Source organism: uncultured Alistipes sp. (genome assembly GCF_963931675.1).
In the GTDB taxonomy this organism is placed as follows: domain Bacteria; phylum Bacteroidota; class Bacteroidia; order Bacteroidales; family Rikenellaceae; genus Alistipes.
The window spans coordinates 1,360,578-1,383,367 of the sequence record NZ_OZ007039.1 but is presented as its reverse complement, the minus strand read 5'-3'; the positions used below and the strand labels follow the sequence as shown (position 1 = coordinate 1,383,367).

Genomic DNA, 22,790 nt, shown 5'->3' with positions numbered 1-22,790 from the left:
TTTCACCTTCCGGGACGCCGAGAAGCAGGTAGGTCCGGTGGCCTTTTCGACGATGCTCAAACCCGCGGGCTCGACCTGCAACCTCGACTACCACTACTGCTACTATCTGGATAAGGCCGTGCAGTACGGCGGCCGGCAGGCGGTGATGAGCGACGAACTGCTCGAACTTTACATCCGCCAGTATATCGAAGCCAACGAGGTGGATGTCGTGCAGTTCTGCTGGCACGGCGGCGAGCCCCTGCTGCTGGGAATCGACTTCTACCGCAAGGCGATGGAGCTGCAGCAAAAATACGCCGACGGCAAGCGGATCGAGAACACGCTGCAGACCAACGGCACGCTGGTCGACGAGGCGTGGTGCGACCTTTTTGCGGGCAATAATTTTCTGGTGGGCATCTCGCTAGACGGCCCGCAGGACATTCACGACTCGTTCCGCGTGACGAAGGGCGGCAAGCCGACCTTCGAGCGGGTGATGCAGACGGTTTCGATGTTCCAGCACGGCGGCGTGGAGTACAACACGCTGAGTGTCGTGAACCGCCTCTGCGAGGGGCGCGGTGGGGAGATCTACCGCTTCTTCCGCGACGAGGTGCACAGCAAATACATGCAGTTCCTGCCGGCTGTGGAGCACGTGGTCGATGTCGAGGGCTTCCACCGTCCGCTGATCGTCTCGCCCGACCGCGAAGGGGCTCGCCTGGCCGAATGGTCCGTCACGGCCGGGGGCTACGGCCGTTTCCTGTGCGACATCTTCGACGAATGGGTCGTCAGCGACGTGGGCCGCACCTTCGTGCAGATGTTCGACGCCTCGCTGGCCCAGTGGTGCGGCGTGCAGCCAGGCGTCTGCTCGATGGGTGAGACGTGCGGCGACGCGCTGGTTGTCGAGCACAACGGCGACGTCTATTCGTGCGACCACTTCGTCTACCCGGAATACCTGCTGGGCAATATCCGCGAGACGACCCTGGCGGAGATCTACCGCTCGAAAAAACGCCGCGACTTCGGCCTGGCGAAGCGCAACGCCCTGCCGGCCGAATGCCTGCGCTGCAAATACTACTTCGCGTGCCGGGGCGAATGTCCGAAACACCGCTTCGAGACGGGTTCGGACGGCTGCCGCAAGAATTCGCTCTGCGAGGGTCTGAAGGCCTATTTCCGTCACGTGGAACCCTACATGGATTACATGCGCGACCTGCTGTCGAAGCAGCAGTCCCCGGCGAGGGTCATCCCCTTTGCCCGCAAGCGCATGGGGCTGATGTAGAGGTGCGGATTGCGAGGAGAGACCGGATACCGGATTATATACGAGACCTATTTTGCAGAATTGAATGTATGGATTAGCAACTCTTTTAGGGGACCTGTTGAACCCAAGAATCATGTGTAGACACATTTTTAATAAAGGTGCTTAATTGTCAAAATGCACCATCCATTAAGCGTTTTATTCGGGATAATTTGAATCAAAGACATCATTTATCGGGACAAATCTTGCAAGATTTGTCCCGGTTTTGCGTGCAGTAATGTTCAAGAACGAGGCTCTGCGAATCCAATTTCGAGTGAAAATGGCGAAGACCCATTGATCCTTGAGAATCGGTCCCGGCACACGAGGTGCCCTATAAAAAGCGACGACTTCGGAGGAGTTTTCCACCCCCTTGCGGGCAAGTTGTTTTGCGTTACGGAAAATATTTCGCGTAACTGAAAACACAGCTTGCCGAGTCCCGAAACATATAATGTTCCGGGGACTCAAAAACGGGTCGAATATCACGTCCCGTTCCCGCTTGTTCGCCGGCCAGTCTGAAGAGGCGAACCGCCCGTTCCCGAAGCCGATATCGGGAACAAAATTGCACCAAAACGGAATGAATAAATCTTGAACTCAATCCATCATGAAATAGTGATCCCAAGAAATCAACAGAGCTCGAAGTCTTGGCGTCTTGATCTCCAGACGTCAAGAACCCCTGATGTCCCGAAATCATGAGCTCTTGGACTCGTGAGCTACAGAGGTCAAGAACTCATGACCTCTGGAGTTCTTGATATCTGGGCCTCATGAAGTCCTGAGATCTGGAACTCAGACCCTGTTGAGGTCTTGGACTCATGGCTTCATGGTCTCCTGGCGTCATGTTCTCTTGGCCTCAAGAGCCCTTGATGTCTTGCTTCCCTGAGTTCATGATACCTTGGGTTGCGGATCTCTTGTTCCTTTGATCTATCGATGTCTGTAGGGGACTTTATGTTGAGGATACAGAGGTATTAGGGCTGCCAATACCTCCCTTGTCGGACTGGCAATCTCCTTCTTCAGTCCGCCCAAAAGCAGAATGCCAGATTTTCTGTTTGGCACGCCAAAGGAATGTCTCCCAATACGCTATTTTGGACTCTCCCCGACGCCAACCTGTGCCACAGCGACGCCAACCACTGCCATAGAGCGCTGATAGTGGAGGAAACGTCTTTGAAGCCCCTATATTCGCTTCCGAAACCTTAAAAGCCAATCATTATGCAAGAACAGAAGAATGAACTTCGGGGCGACAGCCGAACGGCATCCCTCGACTCCGGGACTTTATCGAGAAAAGTCTCCAACTACGAACGCCTCTTCCTACTGCCGGTTAAGACCGCGGCTCTCCACGGCAAGGCCATTTATGTCCGTCCGGAGTTTCACCAACGGATCCTGCGAATCGTGCGACTCCTCGACGACGACAAGATCTCGATGTACAGCTATCTGGACCGCGTGCTGGAACATCACTTCGCAAGCTTTGACGAGGAGATTACGGTCTGGTGCCGCAATCGGATCCAGTCGCTTTCCCGGGATCTTAAAACGACACTGACATGGGAATAGTCAATGTAGAATCCCGAACCTTTGAGCGGATGCTCGCGCGGTTCGAGGAGTTCGCCCGACGGATGGACGCACTCTGCCATGCGCACCGCATCGGCGAGCCGGAGCCGTGGCTGGACAACCAGCAGGTCTGCCAGCTGCTGAATATCTCCAAACGGACGTTGCAGACCCTTCGCGGCAACGGGTCGCTCTCCTACACGCAGATCAACCACAAGATCTACTACCGGGCAGAAGATGTGCGGTCGTTCCTTGCGGTGCTGGAAGCACGGCGCATGCACGACCAGAAGCGCAGAAACAGGGTATAAACAGCGGGAGCCGGATCATGACCTCGTGGTGGTGTCGGGCCGGATCTCTTTTAAAACAGACGGAAAATGGGCAATGAATTGATTACGGAGCATGACGAGCGGATCCGCTCGTACTTCCAGGCGCTGGAGCGTCTTTCCAAGGCGTTGGAGGCGTTGTTTTCGAAGCGCAAGTCTTCGTTGGACGGAGAAAGTTTTTATACGGACGAGGAGCTTTCGCAGCGGCTGAAGATCAGCCGCCGGAGTTTACAGGATTACCGCAATCAAGGACGGATTCCCTACATCAAGCTGGGCGGCAAGATCCTCTACCGCTCCTCGGATGTCGAGCGGATGCTGGAGGAGGGGTATCGCAACGAGTTCCGATAGACGAGAGGCAGGACGGAGGCAACAAGACGGAACAGACAGAAGGCGGGAAGGGAAAGGGAAGATGAACAACTGAGCTCCCACAATGTAGCTGTTCGTTGTTTTTCTCCTTTTCATCGGTAGCATCTCCAAAAACGGGCCGGAGCGAATACGACAACCTTTTTCCCCGGGGTGCATCTCCATCTGCGGAGGCTTCTACTCGGGAAAACCCCTCGGGCATGAGGTTGGCATTTCGCTCCGGTCCATTACCTTGCTGCCGGATGAAAAGAAGCCGAAACAAACACGACGGCCGGCCTCGGGATCTCCGGGAGTCAGTCGTCGTCGGGAAATCGCTACATCTTCGCCGGGGATTCGCCCTGCCGTCGTGCGCGGCGGCGGATTAGGCGGTCCATATCCTCGGAGATCTTCTGCTCGGTGATCTGTGCGTAGCCCTGGGTGGTGGAGATGTTCGCATGTCCCATCATCTTGGCGATACTCTCGATGGAAAGCCCGGCGGAGATGGCCAGCGTGCCGAAGCTGTGGCGGCTCTGGTGGTATGAAAGATTCTCCCGGATGCCGACGATGATGCCCAGCTGGTGGATGTCGTGCCAGATTCCGTCGCGTGGTCCCAACGGGAAGACCGGCTGCGTGTCGTCCGTCCGATTGTAGCGCGCGAGGATCTGCTCGGCGATGGGATGCAGCGGGATGAAGGCCTCGATGCGGGTCTTGACCCGCTGCTTGCGGATGTAGCTCCGACCCTCGGCGGTCTGTCCGATGTGGTGCGGGTAGAGCGACTGCATGTCCGCATAGGCAAGTCCCGTCAGGCAGGAGAAGAGAAACATCCGGCGGATCAGCTCCAGCCGCGGATCCGCCTGCGGGTGTGTCAGCAGGCGCTGCAGATCCTCGCGGCTGATGGCCCGATGGCGCGGCGGGATTTTCTTCTCGTACGGGAGATCCTCCAGCGGGTTGCATCGCAGGATCTCCCGGTCGACGGCGATATAGGCCAGTCGGTTGAGCCAGGTCAGGCTGCGATTGACGTAGGAGGGGCTGCGTTGCTGCGAGCTCTTCAGGTAGAGTTTGAAGGCCTGCCCGAATGCCTCGGTCAGATCCCGCAGCGGGAGATCCTCCTCGCCGCGGCTTTGCAGGAAGCGCCGCAGGTTGCCCTGCATGAGGCGCGACTCCCTCCACGTGGAGGACGAGCCGATCCGTTCGGCACGGCGCGCCAGCCGCTCGAGTTCCGCCTCACCCGTCGCCAGCAAGGTCGTCGGAACCGGATGGCGCCCGACAAGCCGCTCCTTCAGCATTGCGGCGCTCACCACGCCCTGCTCCTCCAGCATCTGTTCGTAGGTGCGGACAACCCGCTGGCGGAAGGCTTCCAGATGGTTGTTCTCCCGGGGTGAAAGGATCTCCCCGCGGCGGGGATCCCACATCTCGGGCCGGCAATAGAGGCCCGTTGTCAGTACGGCACGCTTGCCGTCGATACTCAACCGGCACCAGACGGCTGTCGTGCCGTCCGCCCGGACCTTCTGGCGATCGATATAACAGAAGACTCGAAAGGTACTTCGCATGGTAGAAAGGATTTGAACGATGAATAAACGGGTTTACAGGATGAGTTTCAGGTCGCTTGTGGCGGCGATCAGCCGGTCCATATCCTCGAAGAGTTTCCGGGGCGTGACGCGTGCATAGATCTGCGTGGTCTGGATGTTGCTGTGGCCCAGCATCCGGCTGATGGTCTCGATCGGAACCCCTTCATCGAGGGTGATCAGACTGGCGAAGCTGTGCCGCCCGGCGTGGTAGGTCAGCGCCTCCGGGATACCGGTCAGGCCCCGAAGTCCCTTCATGTTGGCCTTCACTACGTCGGCCGACTGGTGCGGGAAGAGTGTCTCCCGCTCCGCATCGCGGTATTTGTCGAGCAGGACCAGCGCCTCGGGAAGCAGTTTTACACGGGCCTGGTAGTCGGTCTTCTTCCGCCGGTATTTGAGCCACAAGGCGCCCGATTCATCCGTGTAGAGGTTCTCTCCGGTCAGGCGCGAAACGTCCGCATAGGAGGTGCCCGTATAGCAGGCGAAGAGGAAGAGATCGCGGCTCAGCGAGAGCGACCGTCGCTGTGCGGGAATGTCCAGATCGCGGATCTTTTCGAAGCTGGCGCGGCTCAACGCTTTGGGTGTCGTCTCCACCTGTCGGGGCAGCTTGTAGTAGGCGAAATGCAGTTTCTCGGAGTGTCCCTCCTTGAAGGCCAGGCGGCAGATCTTCTTCACCACGGCCAGGTAGTGGCGCACCGTCTGCAGGGCGTAACCCTGCTCCGTCTGCGTGAAATCCTGATACTCGCGGATGAACTGTTCGTTCAGTTGTCCGAAGGCAAGGTCCGGGAGTCCGAACCTTCGGCGGATAAATGCCTCCAGCGAGCGTCGCGTGTAGACGTAGGTGCTCAGCGTGGTTCGGGCGCAGTCGATACCCACCCGGCTGCGGAGTCCTTCGATGTAGCGGTCCAGCAGGCGGAGAAGGGTCATGCGGGTCTCCAGACTGCCCTGGTACTGGTTTTTGACCGCCTCGGCATCGAACCCTCCCGGGCGGGTCGAGAGGCTCTTGACGGCCTCATGGATTCCGAGCAGCAGCTTCTCGATCCGAGCGTTGGTCTCCACGGCTTCGCGGCTCTTGCCGCTGAGGCGCCGCTCGCGGACATTCCACAACGCGGGTGTACAGGTGAGCTTGCTGCTGAACTGCACCATCGATCGGCCGACCGTCACGCGGCACATGATCGGGGCCTGACCCGAAGCGGTCTGGGAGCTCCTTTTCAGGTAGAGCAAAACCTTGCAACTGACTTCTTTCATAACGACTGGTTTTTAGGGTTCCCTGCTCTGGGCAAAGATACCGTGACTAAAGGCGTTCATCGTTATGCAAAAACCGGTGATTCAGAGAATAAAACGCCGTGCGGAAGTCTGTCAATTGCTGCCGGTTACCTGTGGACGCCGAGGTAACGATACGGGTAACGGTATGGTAACGGTTGGATCGATACAATGTGCGGTTGACTGCTTCCCCGAAAACGGAAAATCATCTCATTCCAAACCAGTTACGTCTCCATTGCCTCCATCTGCAAAATGCCGTCTGGACGTGTTTTTCACATTGCGCGCGCCATACATACGCAACCGTCCTGAAACGGTCAGGAGTAAGCGTGGCTCTGATTTCCGAATCGTTGGGACACTCCGACCTCTCGACCACGCAAATCTACCTCGATTCATTCGAGAACTCGCAAATCGATGAGGCCATGCAACATTTGTTATGAATAAAATAGGGGTTACGGATTGTTCCGTAGCCCCTATTTCTTTCACTATGGCAGGCAGATGTTATGCCGCTGCCTCGTCTTTTACAGGTCGACCTACAATTTGCCCATCTGGATCCTCACGGTAATTGTCAGCTTCGACAGGCGAGAAGCGTTCCTTGTAGAACTGAATCGACGCGCCCAGCGTGTTCTGCACACCCTCACGCAGTACCTTTCTCATGGGTGCACTACCGAGGAATACCACGTGTTCGGCTACGTTCTCGGGTTGGTAACCCAGTGCCTTACACTCGCGGCAGAACCGTCGGCTATCCAAAAGGATGTTTACCTGCTCCATGAACTCGACCCAAAACAGATTCTCATCGGCATAGAGGGCAGGCATGAACCGCTGAATACAGCTGGCCTTTACCTCGTTGGTCTTGCTGATCTGCACCGTGAACACGGGCCGAGCCTTTCCCAGCACTTTCCACAGGGCGGGAATCTCGTGCCGTTTGTTGGTGTTGTACTCGCGGCGGCGTTCCATCTTGAGTGTGTTTTTAACGGCGTTGTTCTTGTTCTCGACGTTTGCAGCGACCTCGGCTGCGGGAATGATAGCATTTGCCATATCTTTTAAGTACTCCTGTTACGGAGGGGCGTTAGTTATGCTGCTTGCCTTGCCCGAGGGGTTGCAGGTCATCCGTTCGGCTTGACACTGCAAAGATGCAGGCAAAATTTTCAGATTTTAGAGAGTAAAACACAGGCCGATTTACTCACCCTCCTCTTTGGGGAGAATTAAACCACCTGCATAAGTCTTGGGATGCCGTTGGTTGAAATTGAAATTTCCATACTGTTTAAGAATACCTTTCAGCGAGGAACTGTCCACCGTAAAGGATTCATTGGTCGTCAATCGACAGAAATAGATGATGCGGGAGATAAGAAGCATTTTACTGTACGATACGGTCTCGCCTTTCTTGGCTCTTAAATCGGGCAGGCCGAGTAGGTCGAACAACACCTTGAATAGTTTGTACATCAACACCTGCTGTTGGGCCGCACCTAACGATTCCGTGTAATTTCTTTGCAAAATATCCTCTGTCCACACCTTTAACTGGGGAGGTTCTTGGTATTTGTCCAGTTCTTGCCTTACGAAACGACGTAGATTTTGCAATATCACAGGGCTATTGGTTTCATAACGGTAGCTTTTGCGAATCTCCTTATCGTCCGACAGGTAAAGAACAGCTTGTGGATGATTCTCCAGATAATCTTCAATTTCAACCAATATATCGTAATCCGTCTTGCTGGCGTCTGCTGCATTTATTCCAAAATCCATCGTAATGTCGTAGATGTATAGCAGAGCAAACCAGAATTTTTCAACATCCAATTCATAACCCTCTATTGTAGCAATAATATCTTCGTTATCGAGGAATGCTTCATACTTGAATGATGGGGCAATCATCTTGTCTTTCAATCGACCCAGAAATTGAGTATTCCATTCGCTGAGGTAATAGTTCTCGCCATCCCAACCGACATTGATTTTGTCAGTCAGTCTATTAACATATTCCATAGCTTCATCGTTCCAATTTTGAGGAATCGTATAGCCCATAATCGTAAAGTTTTCGGTTACTCAAAGATAATGAAAGTCTGCAAGAGTAGCAAACAGAGGAATAACAGAACAAAACAGCATGTAAAATTGTTCTGTTTGACCTCTGAAACAATATCCTACAAGTCTATTAGATCAAAAAAACATATTTTATAGGATATTTAGAACAAAATGTAGGTGCGATTCCAATTATATGAGGCTTTGAACGAGGTCTGCCTATGTGTTCTTGTCGGTCGATTCGATGGTATTCTGCGTCGGAATTTATTCTTGAAAATTATCTCAAAATATCAGTCAATTACTTGACTTTTGGTTGAACTTTTTGTATCTTTGCAAGGCAATTCCGAGGTACTACATTCCATTCGATACAAATTGAGTTCATTCATGGAGAGCAGACATTATCTGCTCTTTCTTTTGCGCTGCCTTTCCACATTTTTTGAGTGCGAAATGGATATTTCCTATATAAGTACTATTACAGGATTAAAAAATATGGAAGATCACTACTGTCCCGTAAAAGTGGATAAATAGTTCTTTGAAATTATTGAAATATAGTCAATTACACGGTTTTTTGAAATGAAACGGACTTGATTTTGCAACTTTGCAGTCTAATACAAATGGCTGCTATGTTCCAAGACAAATACGTATTCTCTCAATTAACCGCTTTTCTGAACAGGACTCAGTTCAACAACTATGTTCGCAAGTATGATGGCAACAGATATGTGAAACATTTCACTTGCTGGAATCAGATGCTCGCGATGATGTTTGGACAACAGAGTAACCGTGAGAGTCTGCGAGACTTAATCGTTGCTTTCGAGGCGCATAGGGCCAAGCAATATCATCTTGGTTTAGGACGTGAACCGATAGCCAAGACAACTCTTGCGACAGCGAACCAGAACCGTGATTACAGAATCTTCGAAGGCTTTGCATTCTATATGATGAAGGAAGCCTGCGAGAAGCGGACGACCAACATCCTTGACATTTCCGGAAAGAAATATGCGTTTGATTCAACAACGATTCCGTTGTGTCTTGCAACATTCCCATGGGCAAAGTTCCGAAGCAAGAAAGGAGGGGTGAAAGCTCATGTCTTATACGACATTGAAGCACAAGTTCCTGCCTTCTATACTGTAACCACTGCATCAAAGCATGATTCCACAGCAATGTCTTCAATCCATTATGAACCAAATGCTTATTATATATTCGACAGGGCTTATGACTCCTTTAAAGAACTCTATAGGATACATCTTACAGACTCTTTCTTTGTTGTCAGAGCCAAGACGAACTTAAAGTATAAGACAGTCAGATGGAAGCGAAGAATGCCAAAGAACATAATGACAGATGCGGAAGTGAAACTGACCGGATATCTCTCCGAGAAAAAATATCCTGAGTCATTCAGACTCGTCCGATATTACGACGAAGAGGATGACCGTGAGTTCACTTTTTTGACGAATGCAAAACAACTTTCTGCACTGGATGTCGCCGATCTTTATAAGAAAAGATGGTTAATCGAGCTGTTCTTCAAATGGCTCAAGCAGCATCTCAAGATAAAGAAATTCTGGGGCACAGCAGAGAACGCTGTTCGCATACAAATCAGTGTGGCTATTATCACGTACTGTCTTGTGGCTATTGTCCAACATGATATGAAGTTGAAACGTTCAACCTATGAAGTTTTACAAATTTTCAGCATATCATTGACTGACAAAACCCACTTGCGTGACCTGTTCGACAAGACTAATTTCAATGATGTCAAAGATCTAAATGATCCCCTGATTCCGGGGCTTTTTGATTAATTGTTTAACTCGTCCCATTTTAACGGGACGCTAATGTACTTGCATATTTCATTAATTTTTCGTATATTTACATCATAATCAAAGATTTAATCACAATACAAATTTTAGCTAAAATGAAAAGAAAAACACCGATAACAGATTGACAAACGGGCACAGAGATATTGAATGATATTGAAATCTCCTATGTTGCCAAATCCATATCCTATGATCTTGATGGAATATGCCTGTTTGTAGGACGTAGAAAAGACAATCCCACGCCCGTAGAGTTCTACTACTTCCTTGAACTCGATATAGACCCTACTCAAGCCGTTACAATCTCCTTCCTAAAAAGAGGTCTTCTACAAATAGGGTTCAATTTTACACTACCACCTCAAGAGTCCAATCAAAGACCCTACATCGTAAAATTTCCGAATGTCATTACCATTCCACCAATAGGATATACGCTCAATCTTTTTGAAGCGCATATCCACAGCGATACTATTGTGTTCAACTATACGGCACAAAATGGAACCAAAAAAGAGTTCCGCTTTTCACTGGCTGGCTTCAATGAGAAATATTTGGAACAATTCATATAAATTACCTATCTTTGTTCATACGATATGCCAAAACTATATATCATAGCTGGTTGCAACGGTGCAGGGAAAACGACTGCATCCTACACCGTGTTGCCCGAAATGCTCGGTTGCAAAGAGTTTGTCAATGCAGACGAGATTGCAAAGGGGCTATCACCGTTCAATCCCGAAAGCGTGGCGATCGAGGCAGGTCGGTTGATGCTGCAACGCATGGATGATTTACTTTCAGAGGGTGCGGATTTTGCTTTTGAAACGACATTGGCAACCCGTTCCTATGTAAAGTTTATCGAACGGGCACACGCAAAAGGTTATTTCGTAACCCTGCTTTACTTTTGGCTGCCAACACCCGAACAAGCTATCGAGCGCGTTGCGACACGGGTAAGCGAGGGTGGTCACAATATACCATCGGATGTAATTCGCCGTCGTTATGCAAACGGACTACGCAACTTGACAATGCTTTATACACCCGTTTGCGATTTTTGGTCGATATACGACAATAGTTCGGCAGACGCGGAAATTAAAATCATTGCATCGGGAGAGAAAAATGCAACTATTCAAATTGAAGATACGTTATCTTATAAAATCATTACAGACCATGAGCGAGATTGAAATCAAACAAATGCAGGAAAAGATTAATGCAGGGATTTTACTTGCCCGTAAACGCCTGATTGAAAAAACAAAGAAAGAGGGCGGGGAATTGGTGATTGTACGTGATGGTAAGGTTGTACGGATAAAAGCCAAAGACCTCAAATAATTCATATCTATTATCACTAGTGTCCGGTAAAAAATCATGAAAGTTCTTTGAAAATATTGAAGGTTAGGAATTTACAGAGATAAAACGAGCGCAACGATTTGAATTTATCTTTGCCAGACTATCGTAGAATGGCACATGAATAAAGGAAAATACGTGTTCTCTCAACTTTTATCTTTCTTGGATCCGTTTGTATTTCTCAGAATATCAAAGAAATATGGCGGAGACAAGTATGTCAAGACCTTTTCCTGCTGGAACCAACTGGCTGTCATGATGTTCGGACAACTGTCCAACCGGGAAAGCCTCAGGGATCTTGTGCTGGCGACACATGCGCACGCGAACAAGGCCTTTCATCTGGGCTTCGGGAAACACGCCTCAAAGAGTACTCTTGCCGATGCCAATGCCAATGCCAACCGGGATTACCGTATCTTTGAGGAGTTCGCCTACAGAGTGATGGTAGAGGCAAGGCAGTGCAGGGCGACCGAGATATTCAAGCTCGGAGGCAAGGTATATGCCTTCGACTCAAGCACGATCGACCTGTGCCTCAGCGTCTTTAGCTGGGCCCTGTTCAGAAAGAAGAAAGGAGGGATCAAGCTCCATACCCTGTATGACATTGAGACGCAGATCCCGACATTCTTCCATATAACACCGGCCAGAAACCATGACACAAGGGCGATGGATGCAATACCGTATGAGGAGAACTCGTTCTACATCTTCGACCGTGCATACAACGACTTCGGCAGGCTATTCACCATTGACGGCGTGGGTGCATACTTCGTGGTCAGGGGCAAGAAGAACAACGACTTCAAGCCCATGAGATGGAAGCGCAGGCTGCCTGCAGGTGTCATGTCCGATGCCGTCGGATATATGGACGGCCAGCTGACGATGAGCAAATATCCCGAGAAGATCAGACGGATACTGTACCTGGATCCGGAGTCCGGCAGGACTTTCATCTTCTTCACAAACGCCCTGAATATAAACCCGTTGAAGGTGGCCGAACTGTACCACAACAGGTGGCAGATAGAGCTGTTCTTCAAATGGCTGAAGCAGCACCTTAAGGTTAAAAAATTCTGGGGGCAGACCGAGAATGCCGTAAGGATCCAAATCTACACTGCTGTAACCGCCTACTGCATGATGGCGATTGTCCAGAAGAAGATGGATGTCCAACGGTCAATCTACGAGATGCTTCAGCTTGTAAGTGTCTCACTTACAGACACTGTCGAACTCAAGACCCTGTTCTGTAAACCTAACTGCAATATTGTCAATGAACCGGATGGTTCTACCGAACCTACTTTATTTTAATTGTTATACTTTATAATAACTAGTCCGGATTTTTACCGGACACATATGATCTATTATAACAGATATATCCTCGGCCATACAGTCGAGGATTTTTGTTTACAGAGACAAAAGCTATCAATTTTTTCCGAGGACAGACTTTGCAAAGAGACTAATAAAGTCCTCTTGCGAGACCTGTTTCTTTTTATCTATTTATCTATCAAGCAGTCAACCATTTCACTATTGTTTAACCGCAAACAACACAGGTCGCCGTGTTACACATAATGTTACACATTACGCCCGAATTTTCTTTTTCCCATGCCGTAACAAGCTAATTTTCAGTTGAAAGCCGAATTAGCTCAGCGGTAGAGCACTTCACTCGTAATGAAGGGGTCCCGAGTTCAAATCTCGGATTCGGCTCGAAAATCCAAGGACGCAAGGCACCCGGGACGCAAAAGAAAACCGCCGCAAAACCATTTGCTGGCGGTTTTTCCATTACAAGCCGTAGCCCGGAAAATAAAACCGACGGGCGCCCATCCAAATAAACAAAGTGATTCCATCCGGACTATTGCCCCGAATCGCCTTTTTCCCTATCTTTGGAAAAACAAAACGCCCATGAAAATATCGCCCGACCACATCGTCGCCCTCCAACCCGACGAAATCTTCGTTTTCGGAAGCAACCTCGCCGGAATGCACGCCGGAGGAGCCGCACACCTGGCCCTCATGCAATTCGGAGCCGTCTGGGGACAGGGCGTCGGCCTCCAGGGCCAAAGCTACGCCATACCCACCATGCAGGGCGGCATCGAAACCATCAAACCCTATGTCGATGAATTCATCGAGTTCGCAAGGCTGAATCCCCAACTGAATTTCCTCGTCACGGAGATCGGCTGCGGAATCGCCGGATTTACCCCCGAAGAGATCGCCCCGTTGTTCGAAGCGGCCAAAACCGTGGAGAACATCGCGCTGCCCCGGCGCTTCCGTGAGGTGCTGGATCGTTAATCCCCTCACGGCCCGGACCCTCCGAAAACGGGAAATATTTTGAAATATGGACGCATTTGACTACTTTTGCGCTCATAAAAATCTCCTTCCATGTTGCGCAGATTTGCAGCGGTAATCCTATCGGCCATTCTCCTCGCGCCCGGGTGGCTCGGGATCTCGGGAATGACGCTCTTCGCCGGGCTCGTACCCCTGCTGTGGATCAGCGACTCATACGGAGACTCCCGACGCGAATGGTGGGGCATGTTCGGGTGGGCGGCGCTCGCCTTCGTCCTCTGGAACATCCTGACCGTATGGTGGATCTGGTTCGCAACGCCCGTCGGACCCGTGGCCGCGACCCTCGCCTCCACGACCGTGAACCTCTTCGCCTTCATGCTCTTCCATACCGTCTCCAGAAAGGCGCACAAGGCCCTCGCCTACGTGACCCTCGTCTCGGCATGGATCGCAACCGAATACTGGTATACCGTCGGCGACTTCTCCTGGCCCTGGCTCATCCTCGGAAACGGGTTCTCGCACGAAGTCTGGGCCGTACAATGGTATGAATACACCGGGGTGTTCGGAGGTTCGCTTTGGGTGCTGGTGGCCAACATCCTGATCTTCGAGGCCTGGAAAGAGCGCCGCAACCTCCGGAAATGGATCGCCCCGGCCCTGGCCGTCGGGCTGCCGATCATCGCGTCGCTTATCATCCGCAGCAGCTGGTCCCAACCCGACGAGGGAACGGTCCGCGTCAGCATCATCCAGCCCAACGTGGACTGTTACGACAAGTTCCACGGCGATGCGGAGCGCCAGAAGCAGAACATCCTCGACCTGCTCGCACAGGTGCCGCAGGATGCGCAGTTCATCCTGCTGCCCGAAACCGCCGTCCCGGGATACTACCGCGAACCGGCCCTGAGCGACTCCCCGTGGAGCGACGGACTCCCGGGGACATTCTGGGAACAACTCACCGACTCGCTCCGCAGCCGTCATCCGAACGCCCTGCTCATCGCCGGAACCAACACCATCCGAAGCTATCCCGCCGGGGCCCAGACCGAAACGGCACGGCCCGACCGCTTCGGAACCGGGTATTACGACGTCTTCAATACGGCTGTCGGGCTCGACTCCGCAGGGAGAATGCAGCTCCACCACAAGGGACGTCTGGTTATCGGCGTCGAGAATACCCCCACGTGGGTATTCGACGTGCTGCGCTTCCTGGTCATCGACCTCGGAGGCGTCGTCGGACAGATCGGAAAAGGTCTCCACGGCACGGCATTCGAACACAACGGTGTCACGGTCGGACCCGCCATCTGTTACGAAGGCCTCTACGGCGATTTCTACGGCGATTTCGTGCGGCGAGGAGCGCAGTTCATGGCCATCATCTCCAACGACGGATGGTGGGGCGACACACCCGGATACAAACACCTCTTCTCCATCTCACGCCTGCGCGCCATCGAACACCGCCGCGCCATCGCCCGCTCGGCAAATACCGGAAAATCCGGATTCATAGCCCCACGCGGCGAGGTCGGCGAAACCCTCGGATGGGAAAAGCGGGGCGTCCTCTCCGCCGCCGTGCCGCTCAACTCCGAAACAACCTTCTACACCCGATACGGCGACTATCTGGCCCGAATCGCCGAGTATGTCCTGCTGCTCTCGCTGCTCTACTTCATCGCCTACCGCGTCAAACGAAGGAACCATCTCGTGAAATAAATCCATCTTGCTGTCATGAACTATAACCAGACTCTCGAATTCCTCTTCCAGTCGCTGCCCGCCTTCGAAACCCAGGGCGCAACGGGATACAAACCGGGATTGGAGCGCATCTCCGCATTCTGCCGACACATCGGAAACCCCCAGCGAAACTTCTTCACGATCCATGTCGCCGGAACAAACGGAAAAGGCTCCGTCGCACACATCATCGCCTCGGTGCTCCAGCAGGCCGGGTATCGAACCGGACTCTTCACCTCGCCCCACCTCGTCGATTTCCGCGAACGGATCCGCGTCGACGGCGAGATGATCCCCAAACAGAAGGTCGTCAACTTCGTCGACAAGCACCACGACAAGATGGTCGAACTCGAACTCTCGTTCTTCGAAATGACCGCAGCCATGGCCTTCGACTACTTCGCACAGAGCGATGTCGAGGTCGCCGTTATCGAAACCGGACTCGGAGGTCGGCTCGACGCCACGAACATCATCGTCCCGATCCTCAGCATCGTCACCAACATCGGGCTCGAACACACCGCCCTGCTGGGCGATACGCTCCAGAAAATCGCAGCCGAAAAGGCCGGAATCATCAAGAAGAGCATCCCGGTGATCGTCGGAGAGGCCGACAACCGCTACAACGAAGTCTTCGAACAGGTCGCTGCCGCCAACAAGTCCCGCGTAATCTATGCCGAAAAGGCCTTTCTCTGCGAAGAACAGCATTCCGAAGGGGAACACCAGCACTTCCGCCTCCGCAGGACCCGCGACGATCAGGACTTCGAGGTCGAACTCGACCTGCAGGGAGACTACCAGCGCCGCAATATCGTGACGGCATCCGCCGCCGTGGATTTCCTCCACGAAGAGACCCCGCTGACGATCTCCCGCCGCGCCTATCTCGAAGGCTTGAAAAATGCCGCCGCAAACACCGCGCTGATGGGCCGCTGGCAGAAGCTGGCCGACACTCCCCTCACCATCTGCGACACCGGACACAATGCCCACGGAATCGCCTGGGTCGCCCGACAACTCAAGGAGACGCCACACCGGGAACTCTACTGCATCATCGGATTCGTCCGCGACAAGGACCTGGCGCACATCCTCCCGCTGCTGCCCCACGACGCACACTACATCTTCACGCAGGCCCGTTCCGAGCGGGCTCTCCCGGCCGCCGATCTCACTGCCAAGGCCGCCATTTACGGATTGCACGGTGAAGCCGTCGAGCAGGTCGCCGACGCCCTGGTTCGCGCCCGGGAACTCGCCTCTGCCGAAGACATGATCTTCATCGGAGGAAGCACCTACGTCGTGGCAGAAGTGCTGTAATTCCAGGAGATTGGCGGCGAGCATTCGTCTCCCACTGCGCCTGGAGAGGGAAGGGATTACATCCGGGTCCGGAGCCCCTTTTTGCCTAATTGTTCATAGAAACAGGTGTCTTTTCATTATTCCTTCTATTTTATCGAGAAGGAAAGCGTTGCCCGAATATCTGCGGACGAAGCGCCGATTTCGAAGAGGAACTCGCCGGGTTCGAAGATGCGTTCGTTTTCAAGGTTGTAGAATGCGAGGTCTTCCTTCGTGAGCCGGAACTCCACGGTACGGGTCTGGCCGGGCTGCAATGCGATTTTTTCGAATCTGCGCAGGCGTTTGACGTCGGGTATGAGCGAGGCGTAGAGGTCACGCGAGTAGAGTTGCACGACTTCTTGACCGGCACGGTCACCCGTGTTTGTAATGTCGGCCTTAATGACAATCTCATCGCCCTCGTACGTCAGTTCCGCCCTGGAGTATGCGAACGTAGTATAGCTCAGTCCGTGGCCGAAGACGAATTCAGGGTTGTAATCGCCCTCATACTTGTAGGTAGCGTCGGTGTTGCTTTGTTCGTCGGCGTACTTGTGGTAATAGACAGCCAGCGAGTTGGGGAACGCCGGGTAGGTATAGGGCAATTTCCCGCTCGGATTGACCTTTCCCGTAATCACGTCGGCCACGGCGTCGGCCCCCTGCGGTCCGGGGAGGTAGCTCTGCACGATAGCGGGGATTTTGGCCGAGAATTTCGAGATCAGTCGCGGACGCCCCTCCGAGAGCACCAGCACGACGGGTTTCCCGGCTGCAGCGATGCGCTCGGCCAGTTCGGTTTGCAGGGGATCGAGTGCCAGATCGTTCAGGTCGCCCGGTTTCTCGCAGTAGGAGTTCTCGCCGAGGCATAGCACGACGACATCGGCCCGCCGGGCTGCCTCCACAGCTTCATCGAAACGGTCGCGGTGTTCGGTGTCGTAACGGCTCTCGTGCGCATCATAGCTCACGCCGGGAATGACCTCGATGTTGCGGCGTCCGAACCGCTCGCCGAGGGCTTCGGCGAGGGTCTTGCACAACTCGGGGTGACGTTCGATGCCGTGTCCCTGCCACGTGACGGTCCATCCGCCGCACAACGCCCTGCGGCTCTGCGCATTGGGTCCGCAGACCAGTATCTTTCGGCCCTCGGTGGGATTGAGCGGCAGCAGGCCGCCGTCGTTTTTCAGGAGCGTGATCGCCTCGGCAGCGGCCGCGTAGGACGCCTGTCGGTGCTCTTCGCAACCATAACGGGGATAGTCTGTGGGCAGGGTGTTCGGACGTTCGAAAAGTCCGAGTTCGAATTTGAGCTTCAGGATGCGCCGGACCGATTCGTCAATGCGTGTCTCGGAGATGGCCCCTTCCTCCACGAGTTCGCACAGGTCGCGGCAGAAGCCCCGGAAGTCGATCGGAATCATCGCCATGTCGATTCCGGCATCGATGCCCAGCCGGATGGCCTCCTTGGAGGTTGCGGCCAGGTGATCGCGAACATGCAGTTTTTCGAGATCCTCGTAGTCGGTGACGATTACTCCCTCGAAGCCCAGTTCTTCGCGCAGCAGTCCGGTCAGAATCCTGCGACTGGCGTGCACCGGCTCGTTGTCGATGATTCCGGAGTTAACCATCACGGAGTGCGCTCCGGCGTCGAGGGCTTTCCGGAACGCCGGCAGGTGATACTCCATAAGGGCGTTCCACGGAATGTTGGCCGGTGTGCGGTCCTTGCCGCTGGCCGGTACCGAATAGCCGAGAAAATGTTTCAGGCATGTGGCGACGTGCTCCGGATGGTCCACGTCGTTCGCTTCACCCTCCTGTCCCTTCACTAACTCGCAGCCCAGCACCGAGCCCAGATAGGGATCTTCGCCGAAACCTTCGTACTGGCGCGGGAAGCGCGGGTCGGCCCCGAGGTCGAGGATCGGGGCGAAGTTCCACGGGATGTTGCAGGCCCGCATCTCGTAGGCCGTGATCTCGCCCATGCGTCGGGCATGCGCGGGATTCCATGTCGCCGCGAGGGCTATCTGCTGCGGGAAGAGCGTCGAGCCGAGCGTGTAGGTTCCCCCGTGGACCTGATCCACGCCGTAAATGATGGGAATGCCCAGACGGGTTTCGTCCGTGGCGATCCGCTGGAGCTCCCCGATGAAAGGACCCCACACCTCGGCAGGCTGGGATTCGCTCAGCGGAACGTTGAGCAGCGACCCGACGCCGTACTCCACGATTGCCTCGCGCAGCAGGGCCGTGTCGAGCGTGAAGCCGCCCGTTCCGTCAGCTATGACGAAGGGTTCGATGGTCAGTTGGGCCATTTGTCCGATCTTTTCGGTCAAGGTCATCTCGTCGAGCAGCTGTTCGACACGGCGGTCGGTCTCGGTCTGAGGCGCAGAACATGCCAGCATGCCCAAAGATAAAAGAGAAAAAATGGTGGTTCTTGTCATTGCCTGATATTCGGATTTAAATGATTTTTTCTGCTTTCACCGAACTGTCGCCTATTGTTCGACGGACGGAGCCGTTGCATGCAACGACGGGCTTCCGTTCCCGATGCAGGGCCATCCTTCATCGTCCCAGCATACTTCATCGAGCATTCCCAAACGCCCCTGTTCCGGACAGGAACAATCGTAAGCATGGTAAAACATCCATGTCCGGCCCTCTGCATCCTCTATGAGGCCGGCATTGTGACCCGGCCCCGCGAATTTGTCATTGCGTCGCAGGATCACTTCGCAGCCGTTGTCGAGTGTCGTACGCCCTTGCCTGTCCACATAGGGCCCCAGCAGGTTGCGCGAGCGTGCCACTACGGTTTGGTAGGTACTTTCAGCGCCGCCGGCGAAATCGCCCGTCGAAGCGAAGAAGTAGTACCATCCATCCCGCTTGTAGATATTCGTACCCTCGAAAGCCGTTCCGGCAAAGAGACGTTTGGTTTCGGGTTTCGGAGCGATGCGCGCATCGTCCGTTACGTCGAGTTCCAGGACGTAGATGTTGCGGAAACTGCCCCAGAAAAGATAGGACTTGCCGTTCTCCTCGTAGTAATATTGGTCGATGGACTGTTCGACGCCGATCTGCTGGCTGTCGATGAGCACGCCCCGATCCGTAAAGGGACCTTCGGGTCTGTCGGCTGTGGCATAGCCGATGACGCTGTATTTTACATCTCCGAACCAGAGCGAATAGAAAAGCACGTATTTGTCATTTATGCGACAAATCTCGGGAGCCCACAAATCACCCCGGCGACCGTTACGGATTGCCGCGGGCCATGTCTGGTCGGTGAAAGCCGCTCCGACGCGTTCCCAGGCGACAAGGTCTTCGGAATGGAAGATCGAGTAGCCGTGGCCGGTAGCATAGAGGTAGTAGCTGCCGTCATCGGCGCGGATGACCGAAGGATCGGGGGCATCGGTTGCGATGACGGGATTCGTATAGGTCGCTGTCTGTCCGCCGCTCTTCCGGGAGTTGCCGCAGGCGGCAAGCAGAAGTGCGAATGCACATAGAATATATTTATGGCTCATATGGGAATTGTATTTCATTGTTTATGTTGGCCGATCTTTGTAAGAAACCACGCTGCCTCTTCCTGGGAGAGGCCCTGACGTTCGAGGACGCCCGGCAGGTCGTCCCAAGCCTTGCGGAAAGCTCCGACCAACTCCGGAATACGCTCGGGAGCGTACTGCACGGCTTCGCCTAACACGCCCATCGGACCGAATTCATCCGTGTACGAGTAATGCCACGAAATGTCCCACGGCTTGTCCGTCACGGCGTACTTGAACTCTTCCATCGCACGCGCCAGACGGCGGGCTGCTGCAGACAGACCGTTGAAATCGACTTCCGTATCGTCATATTTGATGCATACGACCTTTTCTGCGGCACAATCCGTTTCGGGAATGTCGACTATGAGCGAGAAATCATCGCCGTCATACGCCCAGTCTGCTTTCGCTCCGTTCACCGTTACCGCAACCGGAGCCGTCGATGCGAGCACTTTTACCGAGAATTTCCGCGCTGCAGGCATATCCTTGTACGTTCCGGTACGTTTCCCGACGGAGACCGTCAGTGTGTTGCCTTCACGCATGGAACGGAGCGGCGTAACGGCAAATTCCGTGGCGTAATTCTTGTCGTCGCCATTATCTTCGTACATCGAGAATTCGCCGTTGCCGCCGGGGAAAACCGTCAGCACGACCTCTTCGTCATTCGCATTCAGATTCTTCACCGTATCATTATACATGGGCAGGACAGCCCCGGCCCTGACATAAACCGGATATTCATCCAGTGCGAACGAACGCTCTACGACGCGGCCTCCCGTGAGTAATGTCCCGGTCTGCCACTCATACCATTCGCCTTCGGGCAGCCATACTTTCAAGGCCGCATAACCGTCTTTGCCCGGAGCGGTGATCGGCGCGACGAGAATATCCTCGCCGAACATGTACTGGTTGCGGAACGCATAAGCCTCTTCGACTTCGGGCCAGTCGTAATACATCGGTCTGCAGAGCGAAAGTCCCGTTTCGTAGGCGTTGCGGGCCATGGTGTAGATATAGGGTGCAAGCATATAACGTTGCCGAATGACGTGACGCAGAATGTCGGCATATTCGGGAGCGAAGTTCCACACCTCTTTTTTCAATACTCCGCTCTTCGTGGAGTGTGTACGCAGAATAGGGCTCAAAGCTCCGAACTGCATCCAGCGGATGTAGAGCTCGGGGTCGATCCGGTCGGCCATGTGGTGTCCGCCGATGTCGTGACTCCAATAGCCGTAGAGCACGTTCGAAGCCGTGGAGTTGAAGTAAGGCTGGAAGTCGAGCGAAGCCCACGAGATCGATGTGTCGCCCGAGAAGCCGATCTGATAGCGGTGGTTGCCCAGTCCGCCCCAGCGGTGATAGAGCATCGGACGTACTGCGCGATTCTGTTCCATATTGCTGAAGAATACATAGTTGAGCCACCAGGTATTGCTCAATCCTTCGAGTTTTGCGTCGTAGAGAGACTGCTGCCAGTCGAGCCACCAGAAATCCACACCGTCTTTTTCCATGGGCGAGAGGATGTTGCGGAACATACTGCTGATGAATCTCTTGTCGGACGAAACCCACGGTACGGTCTGCTTCGAGGCTGGATCGATACCCATATCCCGCGCTATGGCGGCATAGTTGTCCTCACCGCACCTCACGCCGTCGGCCGGATGGAGATTGAACGTCGAGCGGAGACCTTCTTCGTCGAGCCATGCGAGGAACTTCTGCGGGTCGGGGAAGAGATTGCGGTTCCACGTCCAGCCTGTCCAGCCGCCGCGGTCGCCTTCGAGATAGTGCCAGTCGATGTCGATCACCAGCACATCCAACGGAATGTCATAGGCCCGGAATTTGTTCACCAGGGAGCGCAGTTCCTTATCCGAGTAGGTCCAGTAACGGCTCCACCAGTATCCGAAAGCGTAGCGCGGCGGCAAAGGAATCTTGCCGGCAAAGAGTGTGAAGTCCCTCAATGCGGACTTGTAGTCATGTCCATAGGCAAGGAAATACCAATCCTGGCTGTCGTTCTCGGGGCGTTTTTTCACCCATTCCCACTCCCTGTTGCCATCGAAAAGGAAATTTACGGAATCATCGATGAGCGTCCAACCGTCAGTGGCCAGCAATCCGTCTTCGAGAGGTATCTTCGGGTGGTTTTCATCGTAAATATAGGTGTCGCCGTCGTAACCGTCCAGCGTGCGGTAGGTACCTTTGAGGTTGCCCTTCTGCGTCGTGCCCGGCTTCCAGACGAAGGGCACGGCGGCACCTTTGGGCGAGCGAATCGAGAGGTTCGCGGCCGTGAACGGGCCCGAGTTCTTTTTGTAGCGCAGGATCATCTTCGGAGTTGAGATCTCGATCCACGCGCCCTTTTTCACCTTATACTCCGCAGCAGGATACTCCCGTTCCACGGCCACGAACGACTTGGCGTCGACGAACTCTCCGTCAGGGGCGTATTCCAGCCGCACAGCCCCATCGGCAATGACAGTAAACCGTACGTGTTCATCCTCGTAGGCGATATTTTTCTGCAGATTTTGTGCTTGCAGAGTCTGCACCAGGCAAATTACCAGTATTAAAAATGATTTCTTCATGTACATGTGTTTATGTCCGTAGTTTTTATAATCTGTTCTGAACTCTCGGTATCAGTATCCGTTCTATCGGGTTGTTTTGTGTATCTC

Annotated in this window: 19 protein-coding genes, 1 tRNA gene and 1 pseudogene; 14 read left to right on the top strand and 7 right to left on the bottom strand. The window is 53.7% G+C overall.

Annotated features, from left to right (window positions below):
- The first annotated feature begins 52 nt into the window (after positions 1–52).
- The 4 genes from ABGT65_RS05930 to ABGT65_RS05915 all read left to right on the top strand — a co-directional run bounded on the left by ABGT65_RS05930 (position 53) and on the right by ABGT65_RS05915 (position 3,468).
- Positions 53–1,246 (top strand): anaerobic sulfatase-maturation protein, encoded by a 1,194-nt coding sequence (locus ABGT65_RS05930; RefSeq protein WP_346703062.1) that lies wholly within the window; start codon positions 53–55, stop codon positions 1,244–1,246.
- Between the two features lie 1,218 nt (positions 1,247–2,464).
- Positions 2,465–2,803, top strand: coding sequence for a DUF3408 domain-containing protein (locus ABGT65_RS05925; RefSeq protein ID WP_346700524.1), 339 nt, complete (start codon positions 2,465–2,467; stop codon positions 2,801–2,803).
- Positions 2,794–3,105 carry a helix-turn-helix domain-containing protein gene (locus ABGT65_RS05920; RefSeq protein WP_346700522.1) on the top strand — a complete coding sequence of 104 codons (312 nt, stop codon included), beginning with the start codon at positions 2,794–2,796 and terminating at the stop codon, positions 3,103–3,105. The genes ABGT65_RS05925 and ABGT65_RS05920 overlap by 10 nt, the downstream gene beginning before the upstream one ends.
- 66 nt (positions 3,106–3,171) lie before the next feature.
- Positions 3,172–3,468: a helix-turn-helix domain-containing protein gene (locus tag ABGT65_RS05915; RefSeq protein ID WP_346700521.1), complete on the top strand. Its 297-nt coding sequence runs from the start codon at positions 3,172–3,174 to the stop codon at positions 3,466–3,468.
- Positions 3,469–3,797: 329 nt separating this feature from the next.
- Here the strand turns inward: ABGT65_RS05915 and ABGT65_RS05910 are convergent, their stop codons facing one another.
- Together ABGT65_RS05910 and ABGT65_RS05905 are read right to left on the bottom strand one after the other, a co-directional pair.
- Positions 3,798–5,012, bottom strand: coding sequence for a tyrosine-type recombinase/integrase (locus ABGT65_RS05910; RefSeq protein ID WP_346700519.1), 1,215 nt, complete (start codon positions 5,010–5,012; stop codon positions 3,798–3,800).
- A gap of 33 nt (positions 5,013–5,045) precedes the next feature.
- Positions 5,046–6,275, bottom strand: a complete 1,230-nt coding sequence (locus ABGT65_RS05905) for a site-specific integrase (protein WP_346700517.1) — start codon at positions 6,273–6,275, stop codon at positions 5,046–5,048.
- A 287-nt stretch (positions 6,276–6,562) separates the two neighbouring features.
- Between ABGT65_RS05905 and ABGT65_RS05900 the strand changes: the two are divergent.
- Positions 6,563–6,727, top strand: a pseudogene (locus ABGT65_RS05900) (tyrosine-type recombinase/integrase); the annotation flags it as partial.
- Between the two features lie 61 nt (positions 6,728–6,788).
- Here the strand turns inward: ABGT65_RS05900 and ABGT65_RS05895 are convergent.
- Together ABGT65_RS05895 and ABGT65_RS05890 are read right to left on the bottom strand one after the other, a co-directional pair.
- Positions 6,789–7,325, bottom strand: coding sequence for a hypothetical protein (locus ABGT65_RS05895; RefSeq protein ID WP_346700515.1), 537 nt, complete (start codon positions 7,323–7,325; stop codon positions 6,789–6,791).
- 141 nt (positions 7,326–7,466) lie between these two features.
- Positions 7,467–8,300, bottom strand: a complete 834-nt coding sequence (locus ABGT65_RS05890; RefSeq protein WP_346700513.1) for a hypothetical protein — start codon at positions 8,298–8,300, stop codon at positions 7,467–7,469.
- Positions 8,301–8,917: 617 nt separating this feature from the next.
- Between ABGT65_RS05890 and ABGT65_RS05885 the strand changes: the two genes are divergently transcribed.
- The 9 genes from ABGT65_RS05885 to ABGT65_RS05845 all read left to right on the top strand — a co-directional run bounded on the left by ABGT65_RS05885 (position 8,918) and on the right by ABGT65_RS05845 (position 16,666).
- The gene (locus ABGT65_RS05885) at positions 8,918–10,081 is read left to right on the top strand and encodes an IS4 family transposase (RefSeq protein WP_346703061.1); all 1,164 of its coding nucleotides are present in this window, start codon (positions 8,918–8,920) and stop codon (positions 10,079–10,081) included.
- 161 nt (positions 10,082–10,242) lie between these two features.
- Entirely contained in the window at positions 10,243–10,656 is a 414-nt protein-coding gene (locus ABGT65_RS05880; RefSeq protein ID WP_346700511.1) for a hypothetical protein, read from the top strand.
- A gap of 24 nt (positions 10,657–10,680) precedes the next feature.
- On the top strand, positions 10,681–11,262 hold the full coding sequence (locus ABGT65_RS05875) for a zeta toxin family protein (RefSeq protein ID WP_346700510.1): 582 nt from the start codon (positions 10,681–10,683) through the stop codon (positions 11,260–11,262).
- Positions 11,249–11,407 (top strand): hypothetical protein, encoded by a 159-nt coding sequence (locus ABGT65_RS05870; protein WP_346700508.1) that lies wholly within the window; start codon positions 11,249–11,251, stop codon positions 11,405–11,407. The genes ABGT65_RS05875 and ABGT65_RS05870 overlap by 14 nt, the downstream gene beginning before the upstream one ends.
- Positions 11,408–11,542: 135 nt before the next feature.
- Positions 11,543–12,706, top strand: coding sequence for an IS4 family transposase (locus ABGT65_RS05865; RefSeq protein WP_346700507.1), 1,164 nt, complete (start codon positions 11,543–11,545; stop codon positions 12,704–12,706).
- Positions 12,707–13,030: 324 nt separating this feature from the next.
- Positions 13,031–13,102, top strand: a tRNA-Thr gene (locus tag ABGT65_RS05860).
- A gap of 195 nt (positions 13,103–13,297) precedes the next feature.
- On the top strand, positions 13,298–13,681 hold the full coding sequence (locus ABGT65_RS05855; RefSeq protein ID WP_346700505.1) for a hypothetical protein: 384 nt from the start codon (positions 13,298–13,300) through the stop codon (positions 13,679–13,681).
- A gap of 90 nt (positions 13,682–13,771) precedes the next feature.
- Complete coding sequence (lnt, locus tag ABGT65_RS05850) at positions 13,772–15,361, top strand: apolipoprotein N-acyltransferase (protein WP_346700503.1); 1,590 nt, start codon at positions 13,772–13,774, stop codon at positions 15,359–15,361.
- A gap of 15 nt (positions 15,362–15,376) precedes the next feature.
- A complete protein-coding gene (locus ABGT65_RS05845; protein ID WP_346700501.1) occupies positions 15,377–16,666 on the top strand; it encodes a folylpolyglutamate synthase/dihydrofolate synthase family protein in 1,290 nt (429 codons plus the stop codon).
- A gap of 125 nt (positions 16,667–16,791) precedes the next feature.
- Here the strand turns inward: ABGT65_RS05845 and ABGT65_RS05840 are convergent, their stop codons facing one another.
- The 3 genes from ABGT65_RS05840 to ABGT65_RS05830 all read right to left on the bottom strand — a co-directional run bounded on the left by ABGT65_RS05840 (position 16,792) and on the right by ABGT65_RS05830 (position 22,703).
- The gene (locus ABGT65_RS05840; RefSeq protein ID WP_346700500.1) at positions 16,792–19,047 is read right to left on the bottom strand and encodes a glycoside hydrolase family 3 N-terminal domain-containing protein; all 2,256 of its coding nucleotides are present in this window, start codon (positions 19,045–19,047) and stop codon (positions 16,792–16,794) included.
- Positions 19,048–19,137: 90 nt separating this feature from the next.
- On the bottom strand, positions 19,138–20,145 hold the full coding sequence (locus ABGT65_RS05835) for a family 43 glycosylhydrolase (RefSeq protein WP_346700498.1): 1,008 nt from the start codon (positions 20,143–20,145) through the stop codon (positions 19,138–19,140).
- Between the two features lie 14 nt (positions 20,146–20,159).
- The gene (locus tag ABGT65_RS05830) at positions 20,160–22,703 is read right to left on the bottom strand and encodes a TIM-barrel domain-containing protein (protein WP_346700496.1); all 2,544 of its coding nucleotides are present in this window, start codon (positions 22,701–22,703) and stop codon (positions 20,160–20,162) included.
- Positions 22,704–22,790 lie beyond the last annotated feature (87 nt).

Excerpts from the sequence above, each read along its gene's own strand:
- ABGT65_RS05890 (WP_346700513.1), bottom strand. The coding sequence starts at position 8,300 with ATGGGCTATACGATTCCTCAAAATTGGAACGATGAAGCTATGGAATAT.
- ABGT65_RS05865 (WP_346700507.1), top strand. The coding sequence starts at position 11,543 with ATGAATAAAGGAAAATACGTGTTCTCTCAACTTTTATCTTTCTTGGAT.
- ABGT65_RS05895 (WP_346700515.1), bottom strand. The coding sequence starts at position 7,325 with ATGGCAAATGCTATCATTCCCGCAGCCGAGGTCGCTGCAAACGTCGAG.
- ABGT65_RS05835 (WP_346700498.1), bottom strand. The coding sequence starts at position 20,145 with ATGAGCCATAAATATATTCTATGTGCATTCGCACTTCTGCTTGCCGCC.
- ABGT65_RS05885 (WP_346703061.1), top strand. The coding sequence starts at position 8,918 with ATGTTCCAAGACAAATACGTATTCTCTCAATTAACCGCTTTTCTGAAC.
- ABGT65_RS05925 (WP_346700524.1), top strand. The coding sequence starts at position 2,465 with ATGCAAGAACAGAAGAATGAACTTCGGGGCGACAGCCGAACGGCATCC.
- ABGT65_RS05855 (WP_346700505.1), top strand. The coding sequence starts at position 13,298 with ATGAAAATATCGCCCGACCACATCGTCGCCCTCCAACCCGACGAAATC.
- ABGT65_RS05920 (WP_346700522.1), top strand. The coding sequence starts at position 2,794 with ATGGGAATAGTCAATGTAGAATCCCGAACCTTTGAGCGGATGCTCGCG.
- ABGT65_RS05830 (WP_346700496.1), bottom strand. The coding sequence starts at position 22,703 with ATGAAGAAATCATTTTTAATACTGGTAATTTGCCTGGTGCAGACTCTG.
- ABGT65_RS05875 (WP_346700510.1), top strand. The coding sequence starts at position 10,681 with ATGCCAAAACTATATATCATAGCTGGTTGCAACGGTGCAGGGAAAACG.
- ABGT65_RS05915 (WP_346700521.1), top strand. The coding sequence starts at position 3,172 with ATGGGCAATGAATTGATTACGGAGCATGACGAGCGGATCCGCTCGTAC.
- ABGT65_RS05930 (WP_346703062.1), top strand. The coding sequence starts at position 53 with ATGCTCAAACCCGCGGGCTCGACCTGCAACCTCGACTACCACTACTGC.
- ABGT65_RS05870 (WP_346700508.1), top strand. The coding sequence starts at position 11,249 with ATGAGCGAGATTGAAATCAAACAAATGCAGGAAAAGATTAATGCAGGG.
- ABGT65_RS05840 (WP_346700500.1), bottom strand. The coding sequence starts at position 19,047 with ATGCTGGCATGTTCTGCGCCTCAGACCGAGACCGACCGCCGTGTCGAA.
- lnt (WP_346700503.1), top strand. The coding sequence starts at position 13,772 with ATGTTGCGCAGATTTGCAGCGGTAATCCTATCGGCCATTCTCCTCGCG.
- ABGT65_RS05910 (WP_346700519.1), bottom strand. The coding sequence starts at position 5,012 with ATGCGAAGTACCTTTCGAGTCTTCTGTTATATCGATCGCCAGAAGGTC.
- ABGT65_RS05845 (WP_346700501.1), top strand. The coding sequence starts at position 15,377 with ATGAACTATAACCAGACTCTCGAATTCCTCTTCCAGTCGCTGCCCGCC.
- ABGT65_RS05905 (WP_346700517.1), bottom strand. The coding sequence starts at position 6,275 with ATGAAAGAAGTCAGTTGCAAGGTTTTGCTCTACCTGAAAAGGAGCTCC.